This is a genomic window from Amycolatopsis ponsaeliensis (assembly GCF_030182635.1).
In the GTDB taxonomy this organism is placed as follows: domain Bacteria; phylum Actinomycetota; class Actinomycetes; order Mycobacteriales; family Pseudonocardiaceae; genus Amycolatopsis; species Amycolatopsis ponsaeliensis.
The window spans coordinates 25,929-45,764 of record NZ_JAPZLD010000057.1 but is presented as its reverse complement, the minus strand read 5'-3'; the positions used below and the strand labels follow the sequence as shown (position 1 = coordinate 45,764).

The 19,836-nt window shown below is 71.0% G+C and carries 15 protein-coding genes; 8 read left to right on the top strand and 7 right to left on the bottom strand.

Annotated features, from left to right (window positions below; genetic code table 11):
• The first annotated feature begins 99 nt into the window (after window positions 1-99).
• The 3 genes from QQ657_RS48730 to QQ657_RS48720 all read left to right on the top strand — a co-directional run bounded on the left by QQ657_RS48730 (window position 100) and on the right by QQ657_RS48720 (window position 3,215).
• Entirely contained in the window at window positions 100-1,662 is a 1,563-nt protein-coding gene (locus tag QQ657_RS48730) for a phosphoenolpyruvate--protein phosphotransferase (protein WP_284749261.1), read from the top strand.
• Between the two features lie 4 nt (window positions 1,663-1,666).
• Window positions 1,667-2,077 (top strand): cupin domain-containing protein, encoded by a 411-nt coding sequence (locus QQ657_RS48725; protein WP_284749260.1) that lies wholly within the window; start codon window positions 1,667-1,669, stop codon window positions 2,075-2,077.
• Window positions 2,078-2,171: 94 nt separating this feature from the next.
• On the top strand, window positions 2,172-3,215 hold the full coding sequence (locus tag QQ657_RS48720) for a zinc-binding dehydrogenase (RefSeq protein ID WP_284749259.1): 1,044 nt from the start codon (window positions 2,172-2,174) through the stop codon (window positions 3,213-3,215).
• On the opposite strand, the gene QQ657_RS48715 is transcribed toward QQ657_RS48720, so the two are convergent.
• Complete coding sequence (locus QQ657_RS48715; RefSeq protein WP_284749258.1) at window positions 3,212-4,180, bottom strand: SEFIR domain-containing protein; 969 nt, start codon at window positions 4,178-4,180, stop codon at window positions 3,212-3,214. The two genes, QQ657_RS48720 and QQ657_RS48715, sit on opposite strands and share 4 nt — an antisense overlap.
• A gap of 259 nt (window positions 4,181-4,439) precedes the next feature.
• Between QQ657_RS48715 and QQ657_RS48710 the strand changes: the two genes are divergently transcribed.
• From QQ657_RS48710 to QQ657_RS48695, 4 genes are read left to right on the top strand one after another with little or no spacing between them, the layout of a single operon-like run.
• Complete coding sequence (locus tag QQ657_RS48710; RefSeq protein ID WP_284749257.1) at window positions 4,440-5,021, top strand: TIR domain-containing protein; 582 nt, start codon at window positions 4,440-4,442, stop codon at window positions 5,019-5,021.
• Between the two features lie 4 nt (window positions 5,022-5,025).
• Window positions 5,026-6,660: a KGGVGR-motif variant AAA ATPase gene (locus tag QQ657_RS48705; protein ID WP_284749256.1), complete on the top strand. Its 1,635-nt coding sequence runs from the start codon at window positions 5,026-5,028 to the stop codon at window positions 6,658-6,660.
• Complete coding sequence (locus QQ657_RS48700; protein WP_284749255.1) at window positions 6,657-7,322, top strand: hypothetical protein; 666 nt, start codon at window positions 6,657-6,659, stop codon at window positions 7,320-7,322. The genes QQ657_RS48705 and QQ657_RS48700 overlap by 4 nt, the downstream gene beginning before the upstream one ends.
• Window positions 7,322-10,414, top strand: a complete 3,093-nt coding sequence (locus QQ657_RS48695) for an ATP-binding protein (protein WP_284749254.1) — start codon at window positions 7,322-7,324, stop codon at window positions 10,412-10,414. Before QQ657_RS48700 ends, QQ657_RS48695 begins: the two co-directional genes overlap by 1 nt.
• Window positions 10,415-10,443: 29 nt before the next feature.
• On the opposite strand, the gene QQ657_RS48690 is transcribed toward QQ657_RS48695, so the two are convergent.
• Window positions 10,444-11,397, bottom strand: coding sequence for a 3-oxoacyl-ACP synthase III family protein (locus QQ657_RS48690; protein WP_284749253.1), 954 nt, complete (start codon window positions 11,395-11,397; stop codon window positions 10,444-10,446).
• A complete protein-coding gene (locus tag QQ657_RS48685) occupies window positions 11,394-13,220 on the bottom strand; it encodes a ThiF family adenylyltransferase (RefSeq protein WP_284749252.1) in 1,827 nt (608 codons plus the stop codon). Before QQ657_RS48685 ends, QQ657_RS48690 begins: the two co-directional genes overlap by 4 nt.
• A gap of 401 nt (window positions 13,221-13,621) precedes the next feature.
• Between QQ657_RS48685 and QQ657_RS48680 the strand changes: the two genes are divergently transcribed.
• Window positions 13,622-14,185 carry a dihydrofolate reductase family protein gene (locus tag QQ657_RS48680; RefSeq protein ID WP_284749251.1) on the top strand — a complete coding sequence of 188 codons (564 nt, stop codon included), beginning with the start codon at window positions 13,622-13,624 and terminating at the stop codon, window positions 14,183-14,185.
• A 49-nt stretch (window positions 14,186-14,234) separates the two neighbouring features.
• Here QQ657_RS48680 and QQ657_RS48675 read toward each other — a convergent pair whose 3' ends face one another.
• From QQ657_RS48675 to QQ657_RS48660, 4 genes are all read right to left on the bottom strand, one after another.
• Entirely contained in the window at window positions 14,235-14,960 is a 726-nt protein-coding gene (locus QQ657_RS48675) for an Asp23/Gls24 family envelope stress response protein (protein ID WP_284749250.1), read from the bottom strand.
• Window positions 14,961-15,221: 261 nt separating this feature from the next.
• Window positions 15,222-16,439: an SGNH/GDSL hydrolase family protein gene (locus QQ657_RS48670; RefSeq protein WP_284749249.1), complete on the bottom strand. Its 1,218-nt coding sequence runs from the start codon at window positions 16,437-16,439 to the stop codon at window positions 15,222-15,224.
• Entirely contained in the window at window positions 16,436-18,733 is a 2,298-nt protein-coding gene (locus QQ657_RS48665) for a beta-xylosidase/alpha-l-arabinosidase (RefSeq protein ID WP_284749248.1), read from the bottom strand. The genes QQ657_RS48670 and QQ657_RS48665 overlap by 4 nt, the downstream gene beginning before the upstream one ends.
• Window positions 18,734-18,767: 34 nt before the next feature.
• Window positions 18,768-19,778, bottom strand: a complete 1,011-nt coding sequence (locus QQ657_RS48660; RefSeq protein ID WP_284749247.1) for a LacI family DNA-binding transcriptional regulator — start codon at window positions 19,776-19,778, stop codon at window positions 18,768-18,770.
• Between the last annotated feature and the right edge of the window lie 58 nt (window positions 19,779-19,836).

Here is a 19,836-nt window from a genome sequence, read left to right as displayed (position 1 = left end):
TTCCTCTCCGATGTTTGCCCGTTGCAGTTTGATTGTGCCCGTTGTTACCGTACTGTCAATCCCCAGTTACGAGATCCTTTGCGCTCGGAGGTCCCCGCCATGCAGTTGTCCGGAGTCGGAGTCAGCCCCGGCCGGGTCGCCGGTCCGCGCGTCGTCGTGGTCGCTGACCTGCGGGAACCCGACGCTTCGGCGGTCTCGGGAGATCTCGTGGTGGAGGCGGGCAAGATCGGGCCGGCGGCGGAATCGGTCGCCGCGGCGCTGTCCGATCGTGCCCGTTCCGTGTCCGGCGATGCCCGATCGGTCCTGGAGACCACGGCGGCGATGGCGGCGGACCCGGCACTGGTCGCCTCGGCGGAACGGCTGGTGCGGGAACGCTCGCTGCCGGCGCCGCGCGCGGTGTGGGAGGCGGCGGGGGAGTTCATGACGGCGTTGCGGGCAGCAGGCGGGTACATGGCCGAACGCGTCGCGGATGTCGCCGACGTCCGCGACCGGATCGTCGCCTCCCTGTCCGGGCTGGCCCCGCCCGGTGTCCCGGAACTGACGTCGCCGAGCGTCCTGGTGGCGCGCGACCTCGCGCCGGCCGACACCGCCGGGCTCGACCCGGATCTCGTGCTCGCGCTGGTGACGGAAGAGGGCGGGCCGACGAGCCACACCGCGATCCTGGCCCGGGCGCTGGGCATTCCCGCCGTCGTCGCGTGCTCCGGCGTTCTGGGGCTGGCCGGCCCCGGGCTCGTGGTCGACGGTTCCGCGGGCACGGTATCGCCGTCCGACGGCCGGGTGGTGGCGCCGGCGCGGACGTCCCGCCCGGAGTGGGACGGCGTCGGCCGGCTCGCCGACGGCCACCGCGTGAAGCTGCTCGCCAACGTCGGCTCGGCCTCGGACGCCCGCGCCGCCGCGGCGGCCGGCGCCGAAGGCATCGGGCTGTTCCGCACGGAGTTCTGCTACCTGTCGGCGACTTCGGAACCGACGGAGTCCGCGCAGCGTGCGGCCTACGCGGCGGTGCTGGCGCCGTTCGGCGGGAAACCGGTCGTCGTCCGGACCCTGGACGCCGGTTCAGACAAACCGCTCGCGTTCCTGGAGATGGGTCCGGAACCGAACCCCGCGCTCGGCGTCCGCGGCCTGCGGGTCGCGTTCGACCGGCCGGACGTGCTGGACCGTCAGCTGAGCGCGATCGCCGCGGCGGCGGCCGACACCGGGGCCGAGCTGTCCGTGATGGCCCCGATGGTCGCGACGGCGGCGGAAGCGGCCTGGTTCGCGTCGCGGGCGCGCGCGGCCGGAATCGCCCGCGTGGGAGTGATGATCGAGATCCCGGCGGCGGCGCTGTGCGCGGCGGAAATCCTCGCCGAGGTCGATTTCGTCTCGCTGGGTACGAACGACCTCGCGCAGTACGTCTTCGCCGCGGACCGCCAGCTCGGCGCCGTGGCCGAGTTGAACGACCCGCACCAGCCGGCGTTGCTGCGGCTCGTCGGACTGGTCGCACAAGCCGGTGCGGCGGCGGGGAAACCGGTGGGGGTGTGCGGCGAGGCCGCGGCGGATCCGGCGTTGGCGCCGGTGCTGGCGGGGCTGGGAGTCACGTCGTTGTCGATGAACGCGGTGGCGCTCGCGGGCGTGGGCGCGGCGTTGCGCGCGGTCGACCTGGCCGCGTGCCGGGCGTTAGCTTGACGGCATGGAGAGCGACAACAGCCAGAGCGTCTTCGACGTCCACGCGGAGGCCGCGGCCCTGCCGGAATCCGCGGAAACCATGCTGGTGGACAAGTACTTCGTCGACAAGCCGTCGGCCAGCGCCCGGATCTTCCGGATCTACCGGGAGGTTCCGCTGCACTACCACGAGGAGTGCGACGAGCACCTGTACCTCCTCAGCGGCGGTGGCACGTTCCACCTCGACGGCGAGGAGTTCGAGGCGCGGCCGGGGATGTTCCTCTGCTTCGAGCGGCGGAAGGTGCACGGCTTCCCCCGGATCACCGCCGAACCCCTGGTGGTGCTGGCGATCGACGTCCCGCGGCGACGGCCGGACGACATCGTCTTCGTCGACCCTGCCGAAGGCGACGCCCGGACGTTCATGGCCCGCAACGCCTGAATCTCAAATTGCGACAGCCGGGCGCCTTCCCCGGTCCTAGCGTCAGGTTCGGCCGTGCTCGGCCACGGGCGCCGGGCGGCCGACGGAGGCGACGATGAAGGCGCTGGTCTACCACGGTCCGGGGGCGAAGGCTTGGGAAGACGTCCCGGACGCCGCCGTCCGGGAACCGACCGACGTGGTCGTGCGCGTCGACACCACCACGATCTGCGGCACCGACCTGCACATCCTGCAGGGCGACGTCGCCGCGGTCACCGACGGCCGGATCCTCGGCCACGAAGCGGTCGGCACGGTGACCGCGGTCGGCGACGCGGTCCGGGCGTTCGCGGTCGGCGACCGCGTGCTGGTCCCGGCCATCACCCAGTGCGGGCGCTGCGAATACTGCGGGCGCGGGATGCCGTCGCACTGCCAGACGGTCGGTGGGATCGGCTGGATCTTCGGGCACCTCATCGACGGCACGCAGGCCGAGTTGGTGCGCGTGCCCTTCGCGGACACGTCGCTGTACGCGGTCCCCGACGACGTCACGAACGACCAGGCGATCTTCCTGGCCGACTCGCTGCCCACCGGGTACGAGGTGGGCGTCCTGGCCGGCCGCGTCCGCCCGGGCGACACGGTGGCAGTGGTCGGCGCCGGCGCGGTCGGGCTGGCGGCGATCCTGACCACGGGCCTGTGGGGCGCGTCGAAGGTGATCGCGGTGGACTCCAACAAGTTCCGCTTGGAGAAGGCCCTGGAGTTCGGCGCGACGGACGCGTTCGAAGCAGGCCCGGGTGTTTTGTCGGACGTCCAGGCGCTGACCGACGGCCTGGGTGTGGACGTGGCGATCGAAGCGGTGGGCTACCCGGAGACGCTGCTGACGGCGGCGTCGCTGGTCCGCCCGGGCGGCCGCATCGCGAACATCGGCGTGCACGGCGTCCCGGTCGAGCTGCCGATGCAGGACATGTGGATCCAGAACCTGACGCTGACGATGGGCCTGGTGGACACGGCCTCGATCCCGACGTTGCTGAAGATGGTGGCATCGGGCCGCATCCCGGCCGAGCGGATGGGGACCCACCGGTTCACGTTCGCGCAGATGGAAGAGGCTTATGAGGTGTTCGCCAACGCGGCCGCGAACTCGGCGCTGAAGGTGGTCATCACGCCTTAGGTGACGGTCGGATCCCCGAGGGCCAGCTCGGGCGGCCGTCCACCCCTGCGGGTCATGAAGACGGCGTTGGAGCGGAGCTGCGAAGCCGGTACGCCCGGCCGCGACATCTCGAGCCGGAGCAGGCGGGCGCCGGTGACGTCGAGGTCGATCGTCGCCGGCTTCCCGGCTGCGACGTCGTGTTCGGAGCGGCGCTTTCCGTCGAGCATCACCAGGATGCGCCCGACCTGGAAGGGATCACGGGCGTCATCGAGTACTCCGGCGACTGTGGTGAACCGCTGGTAGTGGCCGTCCAGATCGAGTTCGACGAAGCCCGATCCGGTGGCGGCCGGCGTGGTCGGCCGCAGGACGATGCTGTTCTCGTACTCCACCCCGTCGATCGATGCCGCACCCCGTCGCACGCCGTGGCTGGTGCAGGTCCACGGCAGTTCGCCGGCGAGCACCGGTTCCCGTTCCCCGCCGAGCCAGGCCCCGCGGCGGGGCATCGGGTACTGCCCCTGCCCGGTGATCGCCGCGAGGAGCTCGGCGACGCCGGCTTCGGTGAACGAGCCGACGTGGTACCTCGTCGTCGAATGACCGTTGAGGAAGGTCGGGATCTCGTCTACCGAGCGGCCCGGCAGGACGACGGGCAGTACCCGCTCGGTCTCCCGGCGCAGGTCACGGGTCAGGTTGTCCCGGATGATCGCGGCCTCGAACTGGGAGCCCCGCCCCTCGTGGGGCATCGCCGTGCCGTCGGCGCGGCGCTTGTACTCGGCGGAAGCGATGACCAGGATGAAGTCGGCCTCGCTCAGGTGCTGGGTGGCCCAGAGGGACCAGTCGCGGCGGACGTTGTCGTACCACGAGTCGAGGTGCACGTCCAAACCGATGACGCCGCGCAGGAACGTCGCGAACCTTTCCACGAGGGCTTTGTGCTCCGGGGTGTCGTGCGCGTAGGTGATGAACACCCTGGGTACTTTTCGGTCGGACATCGGGTTCCCCTCGAGATCGGTCGGTGATTCACCGATCCGGGAGATCGGTATTCCGGAAACGCTTCGCGTCCAAGAAGTCGGCTTCCGACTGTCATCTATCCGTGTCGGGAAGATTTGTCAAGGCGCCTTTTTCGTCGATGTGACCGGTGTGGCCAGTTATTGTCCTGGATCTGTCAGGTTTCCCGCCTTCTTCGATGGAGTGCAGCGGATCTAGGATCGGACCCGCCTGGTGGGGAGCGGCGAAGGAGCGAAGACACGCGTGTACGAGTACGACGTGTTCATCAGCTATCGGCGCACCGCGGGAGACCTGTCGGCGTGGGTCAAGAACCATTTTCACCGGCGGTTGTCCGAGGCGCTCGACAACACTCTCTACCGCGATGTGAAGATTTTCTTCGACGACCACGTCCGGACCGGTGGGAACTGGCCGGCCACGGCGCGGGCGGCACTGCAGCGCGCCCGGGTCCTGGTCCCGGTTTGTTCCCCGAAGTACTTCAAGGACGAATGGTGCCTGGCCGAGTGGCATTCGATGGCGGCACGCGAGGACCTTGCCGGCCGGACGGACTCCGAACGCCCGACGTTGATCTACCCGGTGATCTTCTGCGACTCGTGGAACTTCCCCGACTGGGCCCACGAGCGGCGTATGAAGGACCTCCAAGAGTGGAACTTCCCCTACGAGCACTTCCAGGCCGCCCAGGCGTACCTCGAGTTCCACCAGGAGATCGGCCAGGTCGCGAAGGAGCTGGAAGAGCTCATCGAGCGCGCGCCGGAGTGGCGGGACGACTGGCCGGTGCGCACGCCGGTCCCGGACGCGCCTTCTCCCGTGCGGATACCGAGGTTCTGACGAGATGCCCGGTTCGGTCTTCACCTTCTACTCGTTCAAGGGCGGCGTCGGGCGCAGCTTCACCCTGGCGAACATCGCGGTGCTGCTGGCGCGCTGGGGGAACCGCGTGTTGTGCCTCGACTGGGACCTGGAGGCACCCGGGCTCGGCGACTACTTCCGGCCGCGGCTGGCCGCCGCGCCCACCAGCGGCGTCGTGGACCTCGTCGACGACTTCCGCGAGGGCCGCTTCGAGCCCTCGGCACACGCCGTCCGGCTGACCGGTCTCGGCGCGCTCGACTTCGTCGCCGCGGGACGTGAAGACCCGGACTACGTCGGGCAGCTCCAGAAGATCGACTGGGAAGAGCTGTACGTCGACGGGTTCGGGGACTACCTCGAGCGGTGCCGTGAGCATTGGACGGCCCACTACGACTTCGTGCTCATAGACAGCCGGACCGGGATCTCCGACATCGGCGGGATCTGCACCGCCCACCTGCCCGACCACCTGGTGGCGGTCTACACGGCGAACCTCCAGAGCGTCCGGGGTGCGGTCGACGTCGCCCGGCGGGCGGACGTCGCCCGCAACCGGCTCCCGTTCGACCGGCCGAGGCTGAGCGTGGTGCCGGTGCTTTCGCGGTTCGACAACCGCGAAGAGTACGACCGGTCGGAGACCTGGCGGAAGATGTGCGTCGACGAGACGGCGCACCTGTACCGGAACTGGCTCGACCAGGCGGTCACGGTCGACGCGATGTCCCGGCACCTGACGATGCCGTATGTCTCGTACTGGACTTTCGGGGAGCAGCTGCCGGTCCTGGCGGAGGAGACGCCGAGTGCCGACCAGATCGGGTTCGCGCTGGAGACGGTCGCGGCGGTGGTCGCGCACCGGCTGGACCGCACGGACCTGCTGGCGCGCAACCGCGACGCCTACGTCGCCGCGGTCCGCGACAGTCGCCGGGAATTCGGCCGGGAGCTGCGGGTCAGCATTCCGCGGAGCGCGCAGTCCGTGGCGAACGAACTGGTCGTGCAACTGGAGCGGCGCGGCGTCAAGGTGGTGAAGTCGCTCTCGGGCGATCGTTCGCTCCTCGAGCGGCCGGAGGACGAGGCGAAACACCTGTGCCTCATCGTCGACGGCAAGGTGAGCCGCTGGCAGTCGGCCGAAGTCGAGCTGTTCTTCCACCAAACCCTCGGCCAGGACCGGCGCGTCATCCCGGTGCTGACGCCGGGCACGCACCCGAACACGTTTCCCGCCCACGTCGGGACACTGCGCTACCTCCGACTGAGTTCGTCCCACGGTCCGGCCGAGGTGGCCCGTGACCTGGTCGACCAGCTGAAGGGCTTCACGCCACTGGTCGAGCCGGAGGAAGAGATCAAGCTGCCCGCGCTGCTGCGAGAAGCACTCGTGGCCCGGCTGCGCCCCGCCCGGTGGGACCTCGTCGACGAGCTGGTCAACGGCCTGACCGTGACGGTGGGCGCCGGCGACGACGTGCGGACGAACGAGCTCGCGGTCGACCTGGCGGTGGCGATCAAACCCCGCCCCCCGAACGGCAACGGGTACCAGGCGGTGCCGGAGGAAACCCGGAACACCGTCGACTGGCTCCTGCGTGTCCTCGAATCCCGCGCCCGGACCACGACGAAGCCGAACCACCGGAAGGATCTCGGATGACCGATCGCTTGAAGCACAAGGAAACCGCTGCGCTGTTCACGCTGATGGTGCTGGGCCGCGAGGTGCCCAACAAGGAGCTCGAGGAGGTCGTGGGGTTCACACTCACGGGTCCGGAACGCATCAGCCTGAACAAGCTCGGGTACGTCGAGAGCGATCGGACCGGGCCGAGGCGGAGTTTCGTGCACCTGTTGACCGACAGCGGGTGGGCCTGGTGCGAGAAGGAGATGGCGGCGGGCGGCCCGCCTCCGCAGCGGGGGCAGAGCCCGCTGGCGTCGGCGCTGTATGTGCTGCTCGGCGGTCTGAACGGGTACCTCCAGCGCGAGAACAAGCGGCTTTTCCACGTCTTCGGAACGGGAACGGGAACGCCCGACGCCGAACCGGTCGTCGAAGACGCTCCGGCTGGCACCCTCGAGGAACGCATCCGTGTCGCGTACCGCGAACTCGTGAAAGAACCGCGTGGCTGGGTCGGGCTGGTGGACCTGCGCCCGAAGCTCGGCGCGCCAGCGAACGAGGTCGACGCCGTGCTGAAGGAGCTGAGCCGCGCCGGGAAGGTGCACCTCGTCCCGGAGGACAACCGCAAGGCGCTCACCGCGGCCGACCACGAGGCGGCGATCCGCATCGGCGGTGAGGACAGCCACCTGCTCTCGATCGAGGCCCTGTGATGGACGAGCTCAAGGCACTCGCGACGCTGAGTTTCGACTGGGCGGACACTCCCAACCACGTCTGGCTGGACTCGCCCTACCACGTCGACGGCTTGCACGCTGATGCGCTCGCCGCGATCGACACCGGCATCCGCGACGCCGTGACCAGCGACGGACCCAGCCCGATCGGACTCGTCCTGCGCGGGCTCAAGGGAGTGGGCAAGACCCATCTGCTGGGCCTCGTCCGGCGTCAGGTGCACCGCGCGCGGGGGTACTTCTTCCTCGATGACGTCACTGCGGCCGACGCGTTCTGGGAAAACACCGCCGAGGCGCTGCGACGCGGGCTGGCCCGCCCGGACGATTCGGGCGAGTCGCAGCTGAAGAGCTTCCTGCTGCGCGTCTGCCTGCGCACCCACGTCAACGCCGAAGTCACGGCGACGATCCGGCGTGGCCGCGGACTGACCGTGGAGCACGTCGAGGCGTTCGTGGACGGGCTGGCGTCCCTCGACGAGATGGTCGCCGACGAATGCGGGGACACCGCGCGGGCCCTCGTCCTCATCGCCAGCCGCGACCGCGGTGCCAAGTACATCGGGGACGACTTCCTCGACGGGGATGAGCAGCTCACGCCCGAGGCCCGGCAGTGGAACATCTACTCGCGGCCGAAGCCGGCGCGCGTCCTCGTGGAGGAAATCACCCGCCTGCTGGCGCTGACCGGACCGGTCGTGATCGCTGTCGATCAGCTCGACACGCTCGTCGCGCGGTCGACGAAACTCACCCGGGAGGCGGGGGACGACGACGAGGACGATCTGCTCGTGGCGCAGATCGCCGACGGCCTCATGGGACTGCGGGAAATCACGCAGAAGACCTTGACCGTAGTGGCCTGCCTGCCCGCGACGTGGGATCAGCTCAGGCGGAAGGCCGCGAACACCGTACCCGACCGCTTCCGCGAGTCGGTCACCCTCGGCCGGATCATCGATGCTGAAGTCGGCCGGGCCTTGGTGGCGAAGCGGCTCGGCGTGGCCTATCAGGCCATGGAATTCACTCCGCCACACCCGACGTGGCCCGTCGCGCCCGGGGCGTTCGCGGAACCCTGGGAACAGTGGACTCCGCGGCAGCTGCTGAAGCGCATCGGTGCCCACATCGAACTCTGCCTGCGCGCCGGGCAGGTCCAAGAGCTCACCTCCTTCGACGAGAAGGTCGCCGTGCCACCCGCTCCGGTGCGCACCGTGGTCGAGACCGACCGGTTCGCCGACCTGGACACGGAGTTCGAGAAACTGCAGGCGGATGCGGAACCCGGGAAGCTGCTCGCCGAGAAGACGGTGGACACGGTGATGCCCGATCTCCTTTCCGCGGCCCTGCGCTGCTGGGTCACGGAAGTCGGGGACGACGACCTGGAATGGTCGTGTGAGCGCCAGAACGGGCGCAGCGAGGTGCACGCCTGGCTCTCCCGGACCCTCGACGAGGCCGCGGACCTGCAGGAGCACTGGGCGTTCCGGGCGATCGCGGCGCGGGATCCGCGGGCCGCGTTGAGCCGGTTCCGCAAGGCCCGGTCCGCCGCGGGGCAGCTGCAGGGGGCGGACAACCGCCACCTCATCATCCTCCGGGAGGCCTGGGGACGCGGGGCCAAGACGAAACTGGAAGTCGAGCGGTTCACGGCCGCGGGCGGGAAGACGATCCGGCTCACCGAGCCCGATGTGCGGACGTTCTCCGCGCTGCAGAAGATGCTCGGCACCGGCGGCCGTGAGCTGCACGAGTGGCTGATCGACCGCCGCCCCGCGAGCCGGTCGGACCTGTTGTCCGCCGTCCTGCCGGAGAAGCCGTCGGGGCAGCCCGCCGAAGGGACCCATCCGCCGCCCGCGGAGGTGGCGCCGCCCGCGGACGGGGAGATCACGCTCGGGACCGTCGTCGGCTCGGGGGAGCCCGTGCGGGTCGGGCTCTCCGCGCTGCGCAAGCACGCAGCCGTCTTCGCCGGGTCCGGTTCGGGGAAGACCGTGCTGCTGCGGCGGATCGTGGAGGAGTGCGCTCTGCTGGGCGTCTCCGCGATCGTCCTGGACCCGAACAACGACCTCGCCCGGCTGGGTGACGCCTGGCCCACGCCGCCCGACGGGTGGGGGCCCGATGACGCCCAGCTCGCGAAGCGGTACCTGGCCGAAACCGACGTCGTCGTCTGGACGCCGGGGCGGGCCACCGGGCGGCCGCTCGCGTTCCAGCCGCTGCCCGACTTCGCCGGCGTCCTCGACGACTCCGACGAGTTCGCGGCGGCGGTCGAGGTGGCCGTCGCGACCCTGGCACCGCAGGCCCGGCTCACCGGGAGCACGGCGAAGACGAACATCGGCCTCGCGGTGCTGCGGCAGGCGGTCGTCCGGCACGCGCGGACCGGGTCGCGCAGCCTGGCCGAGCTCATCGAGCTGCTGACCGAGCTGCCCGAGGACGTCAGCAACCTCAACGACGCCCCGCGCATCGCGGCCGGCCTGGCCGAGGTGCTGAAGGCCGCGATGGTCAACGACCCGCTGTTCGCGGGCGGCGGCGAACCGGTCGACCCGGGCGTGCTGCTGACCCCGGCGGCCGGCAAGCGGGCCCGGGTGTCGGTGATCAGCTTCGTCGGCCTGCAGGCGGACGAACAGCGGCAGAACTTCGTCAACCAGCTGCAGATGGAGCTGTTCGCGTGGGTCAAGCGCAACCCGGCGGGCGACCGGCCGCTGGGCGCGCTGTTCGTGATGGACGAAGCCCAGACGATGGCGGCGTCGGGCACCCTGACGGCGAGTACGCGCAGCACGATCGTCCTCGCGTCGCAGGCCCGCAAGTACGGCCTGGGCCTGCTGTTCGCCACGCAGGCGCCCAAGGGGCTGCACAACCAGGTGGTCGGCAACGCGATGACGCAGTTCTTCGGCCGCCTGAACAGCCCGGCCCAGATCGCGGCGGCCAACGAGCTGGCCCGGGCGAAGGGAAGCCCGGTCGCGGACATCTCGCGGCTGGAGCGGGCGCAGTTCTACGTGGCGGGGGAGGCGTTCGGGTTCCGCCAGGTGGCGACGCCGCTGTGCCTGTCGCACCACCCGGCGAGCCCTTTGCGCCTGGAGGAGGTGATCACCCGGGCCCGCGGTGAGGAGGAGTAGCCGGCGCCGCGGCGCCGGCCACTCTCACTTCACGCGTGGCGGAAACACAAGGTGCCCCACTGGAAACCGGCGCCGATCGACGACACCACGTACGTGTCCCCGGCCGAAACGGCACCCGTGCCGAACCGCTCGTGCATCGCCGTGAACACGCCCGCCGATCCCGTGTTGCCCAGGCTCTCCACCGTGATCGGGGCGCGGGAATGGGGGACGCCGAGCTTGTCCAGGGCCGCCGTGATGATGTTCAGGTTCGCCTGGTGCAGGAAGACGTGCGTGACGTCCTCCACCGGCACCCCCGCGTTGTCCGTCGCGCGCAGGATGCTGTCCGGCAGGCAGCGGGTCGCCGTGTCCCAGACCGCCCTGCCGTTCATCTTCAGGTACTCGCCGGCCGCCGGGATCTCGACGTCGTAGGACAGCTCCGAGCCGAAGTCCCAGCCCAGGAGACCGCCCTGCGGCGATGATGCGCGCGTCAGCACCGCCGCCCCGGCCGCGTCGCCGAAGAACACCCTCGTCGTGCGGTCCTCCGGGTTCGTCACCCGCGACGCGCAGTCCGCCGCCAGCACCAGGACCGTCCGCGCCGCCGACGTCTGCAGCAGGTGCGCCGCCAGGAACAGCGCCTGGACGCCGTTGGCGCACGCCGCCTGCGTGATGTCCAGTGTCAGCGCGCGGTCCGCGCCCAGCAGCTCCTTGACGATCAGGGCCGTCGACGGCAACGGCTGGTCGTAGGTGTAGGTCCCGACGATGATCGCGTCGACGTCCCGGGCGGTGACGCCGGCGGCGGCCAGCGCCGGGAGGGCCGCCGCCACGCACATGTCCGACGTCGCCCGGTCCGGGGCGAGACGGCGCCGGACGCGGATGCCGGTGCGGCTGACGATCCATTCGTCCGAAGTGTCCAGCGTCGCCGCGAGTTCGGCGTTGGTGACGACTTCCGGCGGCAGGTGGACTCCGGTGCCCGCGATCGTCACGGGAACCGCGAGGCCGTTCACCGGGCACCCGCGTAGACGTTGCGCGACGGGTGCAGCTGCTCGCCGAGGTCGGTGTAGAACCGGCCCGACTCGCACGGCCGGCCGAGCAGGATCCGGCGCGCCGCCTCACCGCACAGGGCACCGCCGAGCGCGACGCCGGACGCCAGCTGCGGCCAGCTGCTGAGCGTGCGGCCCAGCTCCCCGAACGACGCGGCCAGCTCCGGGCTGATCCGCCCGGCGTCGACCATCGCGAGGATCAGCTCGACCTTCTCCTGGTGGCCGAGCTCGAGCAGGTCGACGGACTTCACGTCGCCGAGCAGCCCGTGCAGCAGCGGCCGGTCGGGCTCGGCGTCGAACCGCTCGACGTCGAGCATGCCGCGGTCGTTGCAGTCCATCACGACCGGGATGCCGAGGTCGCGCGCGTACTCGCGGGCCGCGATCTTCACCCACGGCGTGTCGCACTCCTCGACGAGCAGGTCGATCCCGCCGCGGAAGAACTCCTCGATGGTGTCCGGGTTCAGGCCGTCGCGCTGGATCTCGATGTCGAGGTACGGGTCGATCTCGAACATCTGGCGCGCCGACAGCACCGCCTTGTTGACGCCGAGGTCGTGCACCCCGCCGCGCAGCCGGTTCAGGTTCGACAGGCCGAAGTCGTCGAAGTCGGCCAGCTTGTACGCGCCACCGATGCCTTCCAAGGCGAACGTCAGCGCCGCGCTGTTGCCGACCGACAGCCCGATGATCCCGATCCGCTTGCCGAACAGCCGGCGCTGCTCGGGCCGCTCGATCCGGCCGCGGTTGCGGTCGGTGCGCACCAGGCGGAACTCCTCCCGGGGCAGCACGTGCACGAGCCGCCCGGACCACGGGTACCAGGCCCAGGTTCCGTAAGCCCACCGCGGGACCCCGGCGACCTGATCGTCCTTGAGACGCTCGATTTCGGCCGCGTCGCGGCACCTGGGTTCGCGGCTGCGGACCAGTTCGGTGAGCTGGTCGTCGATCGTGTCGTGGACTTCGCGGACGTCGCCGGAAGCCAGCAACGCGTCCAGCGCGCGGCCCGCGGTGTGGAGCACGGGCTGCCAGACGTCGCGCTCCGGCGAGGGCGCGCCGGTCAATGTGACCGGAGCGGTGCCACGGGCCTGCGGCGCGGGGTCCGGGGTCGCCGGGCCGGCGGTGATGACCGGGAACTCGTCCCGGAGCCGCGTGACGAGGTCGTGGTGGCGCCCGGCCCCGTCGGTCACGCGGTGCAGCATGATCACGACGTCTTCGGTGTACTGCGGGACGTACCGGCGGGTGCCGGGCACGGGCCGGAAGCCGAACCGCTCGTGGAACCGGTCCTGGCCGTCCTTCGTGCCGGACGTGCCGATCATCGCCCGCGCCCCGAGGTGGTGGGCGGCGCCGACGGCCAGCGCGTTGAGGTACTGGCCCAGTCCCAGTTTCCGGGCGCGGTGTTCGACGACGAGCCTGCTGTGCTCGAACACGCCGTCCGCCGGAAAGCCTTCGGCGGCCAGCAGTTCCTCGTAGCGCTCGCTCCCGAGGAACTCGCGCGACTGGTACGGCACGCCGGCGTCCGGTGTGGACAGCCGGATGTAGCCCAGCGGCGGGCCGCCGGGGCTCTGCCGGGCGATGAAGTGCCACGCGCCGAAGTCGAGGGCCTGGTCGTCGACGTGGGTGCCGTCGGCGCGGCGGAAGTCCGGGCGGCGGCCGTGGTCGAACAGGATCCGCGCGCGGAGTTCGCGGACGGCGTCGAGCGGCGAAGGGTCGCCGGAGCCCGGCCGCGGCCCGCGGAACGCGGTGACGTGCCAGTCCGGCGTGGCCGGCCGCGGGGCGGGGTGGTTCAGGTGGGTCAAGTCGCGCCTTTTCTCCAGGAGGTGCGGGCGGAGGCGCCCGGGAAGAAGGCCCGGCCGGCGTGGTCCGGACCAGGGCGGGCGGAACGCTAGCAGCGGGTGACGGGCCCGGCGCACCGGCGTGATCACGGCTCGTTCGGAGCGGGAAATCCTTTACCCGAACGGAATTTGACGCCCGGTGATGTCCGTGCCGCCAATGATGAAGATCGACAACGGGTTTTCCACTCGAAAGGGGTGGCCGGCCACTCCGGACGGCGATGGGCGCGAGGACCGTCCCGGACAGGCGTGGGGCGGCTCACAGCGAGGCTTCACCCCGGCGGGGGAGAGATCATCTCGCCGCTGTCGATCCGGGCGCTTCCCGTTCGACGCACTGCTGACGACGACGCGGAGGAGGCGGGACGGCGATGACCGGACCGATCAGGCTGTACATGACGACATCGCTCGACGGCTTCGTGACGGGGCCGGACGACCGCGCGGGACAAGAACTGGGGCGCGGCGGCTTCCGTCTGTTCAACTGGCTGGACGACCGCCACGGCGACGGGCCGAGCGGGCAGGTGTTCGCGGAGGCGATGGCCACGGGCGCGCTGATCTCCGGCCGGCGGACGTTCGAGCTGGCCGGCCGCTGGGGCGGTGACCACCACGACGGCGTCCCGATCCACGTGCTGACCCACCACGTCGACCCGTCCGACACCCCGCCCGGGAGCGCGCGGTTCTTCACGGATGTGGTGGCGTGCGCGGAAGAGGCACGCGCCGCGGCGGGCGACCGCGCGGTCATGGTCCACGGCGCGGCTGCCGCGCAGGCGTTGCTGAAAGCGGGACTGCTCGACGAGCTGGAACTCCACGTCGTGCCGGTGCTGCTCGGCGCCGGGCGCCGGTTGTTCGGGGAAGGCGAACCGGTCGAGCTGGACCTGGTGCGGCAGCTGGCGGATCGCGACGTACTCCACTTGCGGTACGCCGTGCGCCGGTGACCGGACGCTCGGTCCCGGGCGCGACGCACCCGAGACCGAGCGAGGAACGTCAGTCGGCGTCCGGGAAGTGGATGTCGGCGACGTGGACGTCCACGGACGCGACCTCGAGCCCCAGGTACTGTTCGACCGCTTCGACGACCTGGATGCGGATCTGCTCGGCCAGCGTCTTCACCGCGCGCCCGAATTCGACGACCAGCGTGACGGCGATCGTGGCGACCTCGCCGTCGACCTCGACCGACGTGCCCGCCTCGTCGAGCTCGTACACGCCTTCGGCCTTGCGGGCGACCCGGATGACGATCTTGGAGACGACGCCGTCGGCGACCGTGGTGCTGCCGCGAGAGCCGGCGGCGGGCCGGGATCCGGCTTCGTCGGCAGCTTCGGCCGCTTCGGTTTCGGTGGTCTCGACGGCCACTGGCACCTCTTCGGCGGCTTCGGTCTCCTCCGCGACGGCCTCGTCGGCGGCGGTGTCGGTGTCGGCGGTGTCGGTGTCCTCGTCGGACTCTTCGGCCGCGTCCGTGACCGCTTCGTCGGACTCCTCGTCGGTGGCGTCCTCTTCGGCGTCGTCGGCGGAGTCGGCTTCGTCGGTGTCCGCTACGTCGGTGGTCTCCTCGACGGCGTCTTCGGTCTCGGTCGTGTCCTCGGCCGGCTCGACGGTCTCGGTCGCGTCGGCGTCGGCGTCGACGGTCTCGGTGGCGGCACTGCCGTAGCCGTAACCTTCTGAACTGGGCGTTTCGTTCTGGGCGCGACCGAAGATGCTGTTGATGACGTCGGACATGTTTTCCCCTTTTCGGGAGCGACGAACACGGATGGGGACGAGCGGAGACGGCGACACTATAGGGGTACGGGCCGTGACCTCCGCCACAGACCCCCGGGTTCGAGACTCGCTTGTGTCCCAACAGATATCCGGCGCCGGACAACGCTCTCCCGGTTGACTGGACCTGTGATCACGGTCCGTCAGGCAAGGGTGAGCGATCAGTGATGCCGCGGGGAAAATAGCGTCCAGGAATTGTCCACTTTCCGGCCGGTGGAAATTCCGTCAGTCATTCCGGAATAGCCCGGCGGGGACGCTCGTGGCCAACGCGCGATACCCGGCGGGGTTGAGGTGCAGGTGGTCACCGACGTCGTAGGCGGGCAGCAACCGGGTGGGTGCCGCCGGGTCGCGGGCCACCCGGTCGAAGTCCAGGACCGCGTCGAAATGCCCGCGGATCCAGGTGTTCACCGAAGTCCGGGCCGCCTCGCGCTGCGGGTCGTCGTAGCCCGCGTTGCCGCCGAACGGCGTCAAGGTCGCGCCGTACACCCGGATGTCGGCCGCGTGGGAGCGGGTCAGGATCTGGTCGTAGGCGTCGATCAGGTCCGCGGCCGTGGCCGCGGCGGCGGACGGGGCAGCCGAGCCGAGGTCGTTGATCCCCTCGAACACGATCGCCCACGACACCCCGCTCTGGGCCAGCAGATCGCGGTCCAGGCGCGCCAGGACGTTGGGACCCAGGCCGTCCTGCAGCACCCGGTTGCCACCCGCGGCCTGGTTGAGCACCGCCGACGGCAGCCGGGACGCCAGCACGTCCGGCCAGCGGTCGTTGCCGTTGGTCGTCGAACCGCGGCCGTCGGACAGCGAATCGCCGATGACCGCCACCGCCGACGCGGGGGAGAGGACCTCGATGCCGCTCAGGAAGTACCAGTGGTCCACCGGTGTCGCGCCGGCCAGGTCCGGGGCGGTCACCTGATTGCCGGGCACCAGGTAGGACGTCGTGCGGGAGCCCGGGTGCGACGTGATCGACAGCGATCCCTGGCCGTGCGCCAGGTACGCCGTCACCGTGATGTTCTCGAACGGGCGCACCGGGAACGGCAGCGGGTCCGACACCACCTGCGCGCCCATCGGGATCGTCGTCGACGGCTTGCCGTGGAACGTCACCGGCAGCGCACTGCCCGCCGCGATCGCCGAAACGCCCGCGCGTCCGTCGAGCGGGCGTGCCACCGAGACGGCCGAAAGCGGCAGCGGCGCGCCGCCGAAGGCGTTGGAGAACCGCAGGCGGATCCGGGGCCCGCCGACGGACACGTGCGCGGTCTGGCGCAGGGAAGCGTTGTCCAGCACCCGGTCGGCACCGGTGTACGGTGCTGGCGGCATGTTGGCAGGCTCGGTCAGCTGCGGCATCGACGTCCAGGTCGCCACCCAGCGCGACGCGGGCGGGTGCCCGGACGCACCCACGAACAGCGCGGTCAAGACGGCCAGGACGACGATCACCGCAGTCCGTCTCATGGCCCGAACTCCGGAGCCAGGACGCGGTCGAAGCCGACGTCGCGGCGCGGCCCGGTCAGCGTGCAGTGCAACGTCGCGACGAACTGCTCACTCGACGTCCCGACCCGCAGTTCGACGTCGCCGGGCTCGACCAGGCGCCGGCCCGCCCGGCCGGTGTAGGACGTCAGGTCCGCGTGCAGGCCGACGTCCACGACGACCGTCGCGCCCGGCTCCAGCGAAACCCGGCGGGCCGCGATCAGCTGGCGCTCGGGGCGCGCGACCTCCGCCACCGGGTCGTGCAGGTACACCTGGACCACTTCCGACGCCGGTCGGGCGTGGTCGTTGCGCAGGGTCACCCGGACCCGGCACACGCCGTCGGTCGGCCACAGCGAACCCGTCGCGCTCACATCGACCCAGGTCACCGGTGCGTAGGACAGCCCGTGCCCGAACGGGAACAGCGCCGACGGGTCGACCGTGCTCACCTCGCTGCGGCGCCCGAGCGGCGCCGCGAGGTACGTCGAAGGCTGGCTCGCCCCGGCCGCCGGGAAGCCGACCGGCAGCCGGCCGGACGGGTCGATCCGTCCACTGAGGACACCTTCAAGCGCCGGAGCGCCCTCCTCACCGGGGTAGAACCCGCAGACCACCGCGGCCAGCCGGTCGATCTGCCGGGAAAGTTCGTAGGGCCGGCCCGAAAGCAGCACCAGCACGACCGGCTTGCCCGTGGCGAGCAGGGCCTCCAGCAGTTCCTCCTGCCTTCCCGGCAGGCGCAGGTCCGGCGCGTCGCAGCCTTCCCCGGACGTCCCGCCGCCGAAGAGACCCGCCCGGTCACCGAGGACGGCCACGCAGACGGACGAGGAAGCACATGCCGCCACGGCCTCCTCGATCCCGGCGTCGTCCCCGCCGACCACCGGGCAGCCCAGCGCGTACGTGACGTCGAAGGACGACCGCAGCGCCTCCACCACCGTCGGCACCGAGACCCCGAACGGGACTTCGGGGTGGTGGACGCCGACGTGCAGCGGGAACGAGTAGCAGCCGAGCATCGCGCCCGCCGCGTCCGCGCGCGGCCCGACGACGGCGACCTGCGCGCCGGGGGACAGCGGCAGCGTCCCGTCGTTGTGCAGCAACACGATCGACTTCTCCGCCACCTCGCGCGCCAGCGCCCGGGAAGGAGCGTCGTCGAGGTCGACCTCTTCGGGCACCTCCGGCGCCCAGTCCGCGTCGAGCAGCCCCAGCTCGCACTTCTGCCGCAGCACCCGTTCGAGGGCGCGGTCGACAGCGGCGGCGTCGACCGCGCCCCCTTCCACCGCGGCGAGCAGCGGCTCGCCGTAGCAGTCCATGGTGGGCAGTTCCACGTCGATGCCCGCGGTCAGCGCCTGCCCGGCCGCGTCGCCGCGGTCGGCCGCGACACCGTGCAGCCGGTGCAGGAACGCGATGGAGAAGTAGTCGGCGACGACCGTGCCGGTGAACCCGTAGGTGTCGCGCAGCAGCTCGGTCAGCAACGACGGGTCGGCGGCCGACGGGACGCCGTCGGTGTCGGTGTAGGCGTTCATCACCGACCGGGCGCCCGCGCGCAGAGCCAGTTCGAAGGGCGGGAGCAGGACATCCGCGATCTCCCGCGGCCCGGCCGAAACCGGCGCCAGGTTGCGCCCGGCGCGCGAGGCGGAGTACCCGACGAAGTGCTTCAGCGTCGCGATCACGCCGGCCGACTCGAGCCCGGCGACGTACGCCGCGCCGATCGTCCCGACCAGGTACGGGTCCTCGCCGATCGTCTCCTCGACGCGGCCCCAGCGCAGGTCCCGCGCGACGTCGAGGACCGGCGCGAGTCCCTGGTGCACGCCCAGTCCGCGCATGGTCTGCCCGATCCGCGACGCCATCCGGCGCACCAGATCCGGGTCGAACGTCGCACCCCAGGACAGCGGCGCCGGGTAGATCGTCGCCTGCCACGCGGCCAGCCCGGTCAGGCATTCCTCGTGGACGACGGCGGGGATGCCGAAGCGGCTGCTGGAGACGATCTGGCGCTGCGTGCGGGCGAGGCTGTGCACCCCGACCAGCGGGTCGACCGGCCGGGTGCCGAAGACGCGGGTCAGCTGCCCGATACCGTGCCGCGCCAGGTCGTCGAGGTCGATCTCGGCGTCGACGAAGTCGTGCTGGTGCGGCGCCATCTCCCCGCCGGCGTCGATGCCGACCCAGACGCCGTAGAGCTGCGCGAGCTTCTCCCGCGTCGTCATGCGCGCCATCAGGGCGCGGACGCGTTCGCCCGGGTCCGCCGCGGGGTCTCGCCACGGCTCGGGGGCCGCGGCAGGCTGCGTGGTCAAGGCTTTCCGCCCTTCGTCAGGATGTCGCAGGAGATCAGGAGAGGGCCCGGGTCGAGCTGCGGACCACCAGGCCGGTGTCGAGGGTGACGTGCGTGCGCTCGACCTCGTCGCCGTTGATCAGCGCGATGAGCATGCTGATCGCCCGGTGGCCCATCTCGCGGATCGGCTGGTCCACTGTGGTCAGTGGCGGGGTGCAGAGCGCGGACTCGGGGACGTTGTCGAAGCCGACCACGGAAAGGTCGTGGGGTACCGAAAGCCCCAGTTCGCGGGCCGCGCCGACGGTCGCGATGGCCGAGATGTCGTTCGCGGCGAACACCGCGGTCGGCCGGTCCGGGCCGGTCAGCAGGTCGTGCGCCGAGGCCGCGGAGACCTCCGGGTCGTAGGCGCCGATCCGGATCAGGTTTTCGTCGGCCGGCACGCCCGCGGCTTCCAGCGCCCGCAGGTACCCGGCCTTGCGCAGCGACGCCGATTCGAGGTCGGGGCGGCCGGCGAGGAACGCGATCCGCCGGTGCCCCAGGTCGAGCAGGTGCTCGGTGGCCAGCTGCGCGCCACGCAGGTTGTCGGAGTCGATGGTGGGCAGGTGCGACGGCCCGGTGTGCGGGTCGACCGCGACGACCGGCGTGCCGGGCACGGCTTCGAGCGAGACGGCGGGCGTGACGAGCACGGCGCCGTCGACGAGGGTGCCGCTCAGCCGGGAGAGGTAGCGCTTCTCCCAGCCCTTCGGGTCGCCGGTGCGCCCGCCCGCGGAGTAGACGACGAGTTCGAAGCCACTGCCGCGGATGGCGTCCGCGGCCCCCTTGAGCAGCTCGGTGGAGAACGGTTCGAGGTCGGCGACCAGGATCCCGATCACGTTGGTCCGGTGGTTGCGCAGGCTCTGCGCGACGAGGCTCGCTTCGTAGCCGAGTTCTTCGATCACCGCCCGGACCTTCGCGAGCGTCGCGGCGGAGACGCCGTAGCGATCGTTGATCACTTTGGAAACCGTGGCCACCGAGACGCCGGCGTGAGCCGCGACGTCACGGATGGTCACCCTCGAACTGGGCTGCATCGGCTCAGACTAGCCATGTAAAACGTTATCGACAACGATTGACATCCGATTTGCCCCG

Bases quoted from the DNA above. Each gene is read 5' to 3' on its own strand.
- QQ657_RS48730 (WP_284749261.1), top strand. From the start codon at position 100: ATGCAGTTGTCCGGAGTCGGAGTCAGCCCCGGCCGGGTCGCCGGTCCG.
- QQ657_RS48725 (WP_284749260.1), top strand. From the start codon at position 1,667: ATGGAGAGCGACAACAGCCAGAGCGTCTTCGACGTCCACGCGGAGGCC.
- QQ657_RS48720 (WP_284749259.1), top strand. From the start codon at position 2,172: ATGAAGGCGCTGGTCTACCACGGTCCGGGGGCGAAGGCTTGGGAAGAC.
- QQ657_RS48715 (WP_284749258.1), bottom strand. From the start codon at position 4,180: ATGTCCGACCGAAAAGTACCCAGGGTGTTCATCACCTACGCGCACGAC.
- QQ657_RS48705 (WP_284749256.1), top strand. From the start codon at position 5,026: ATGCCCGGTTCGGTCTTCACCTTCTACTCGTTCAAGGGCGGCGTCGGG.
- QQ657_RS48700 (WP_284749255.1), top strand. From the start codon at position 6,657: ATGACCGATCGCTTGAAGCACAAGGAAACCGCTGCGCTGTTCACGCTG.
- QQ657_RS48695 (WP_284749254.1), top strand. From the start codon at position 7,322: ATGGACGAGCTCAAGGCACTCGCGACGCTGAGTTTCGACTGGGCGGAC.
- QQ657_RS48680 (WP_284749251.1), top strand. From the start codon at position 13,622: ATGACCGGACCGATCAGGCTGTACATGACGACATCGCTCGACGGCTTC.
- QQ657_RS48675 (WP_284749250.1), bottom strand. From the start codon at position 14,960: ATGTCCGACGTCATCAACAGCATCTTCGGTCGCGCCCAGAACGAAACG.
- QQ657_RS48670 (WP_284749249.1), bottom strand. From the start codon at position 16,439: ATGAGACGGACTGCGGTGATCGTCGTCCTGGCCGTCTTGACCGCGCTG.
- QQ657_RS48660 (WP_284749247.1), bottom strand. From the start codon at position 19,778: ATGCAGCCCAGTTCGAGGGTGACCATCCGTGACGTCGCGGCTCACGCC.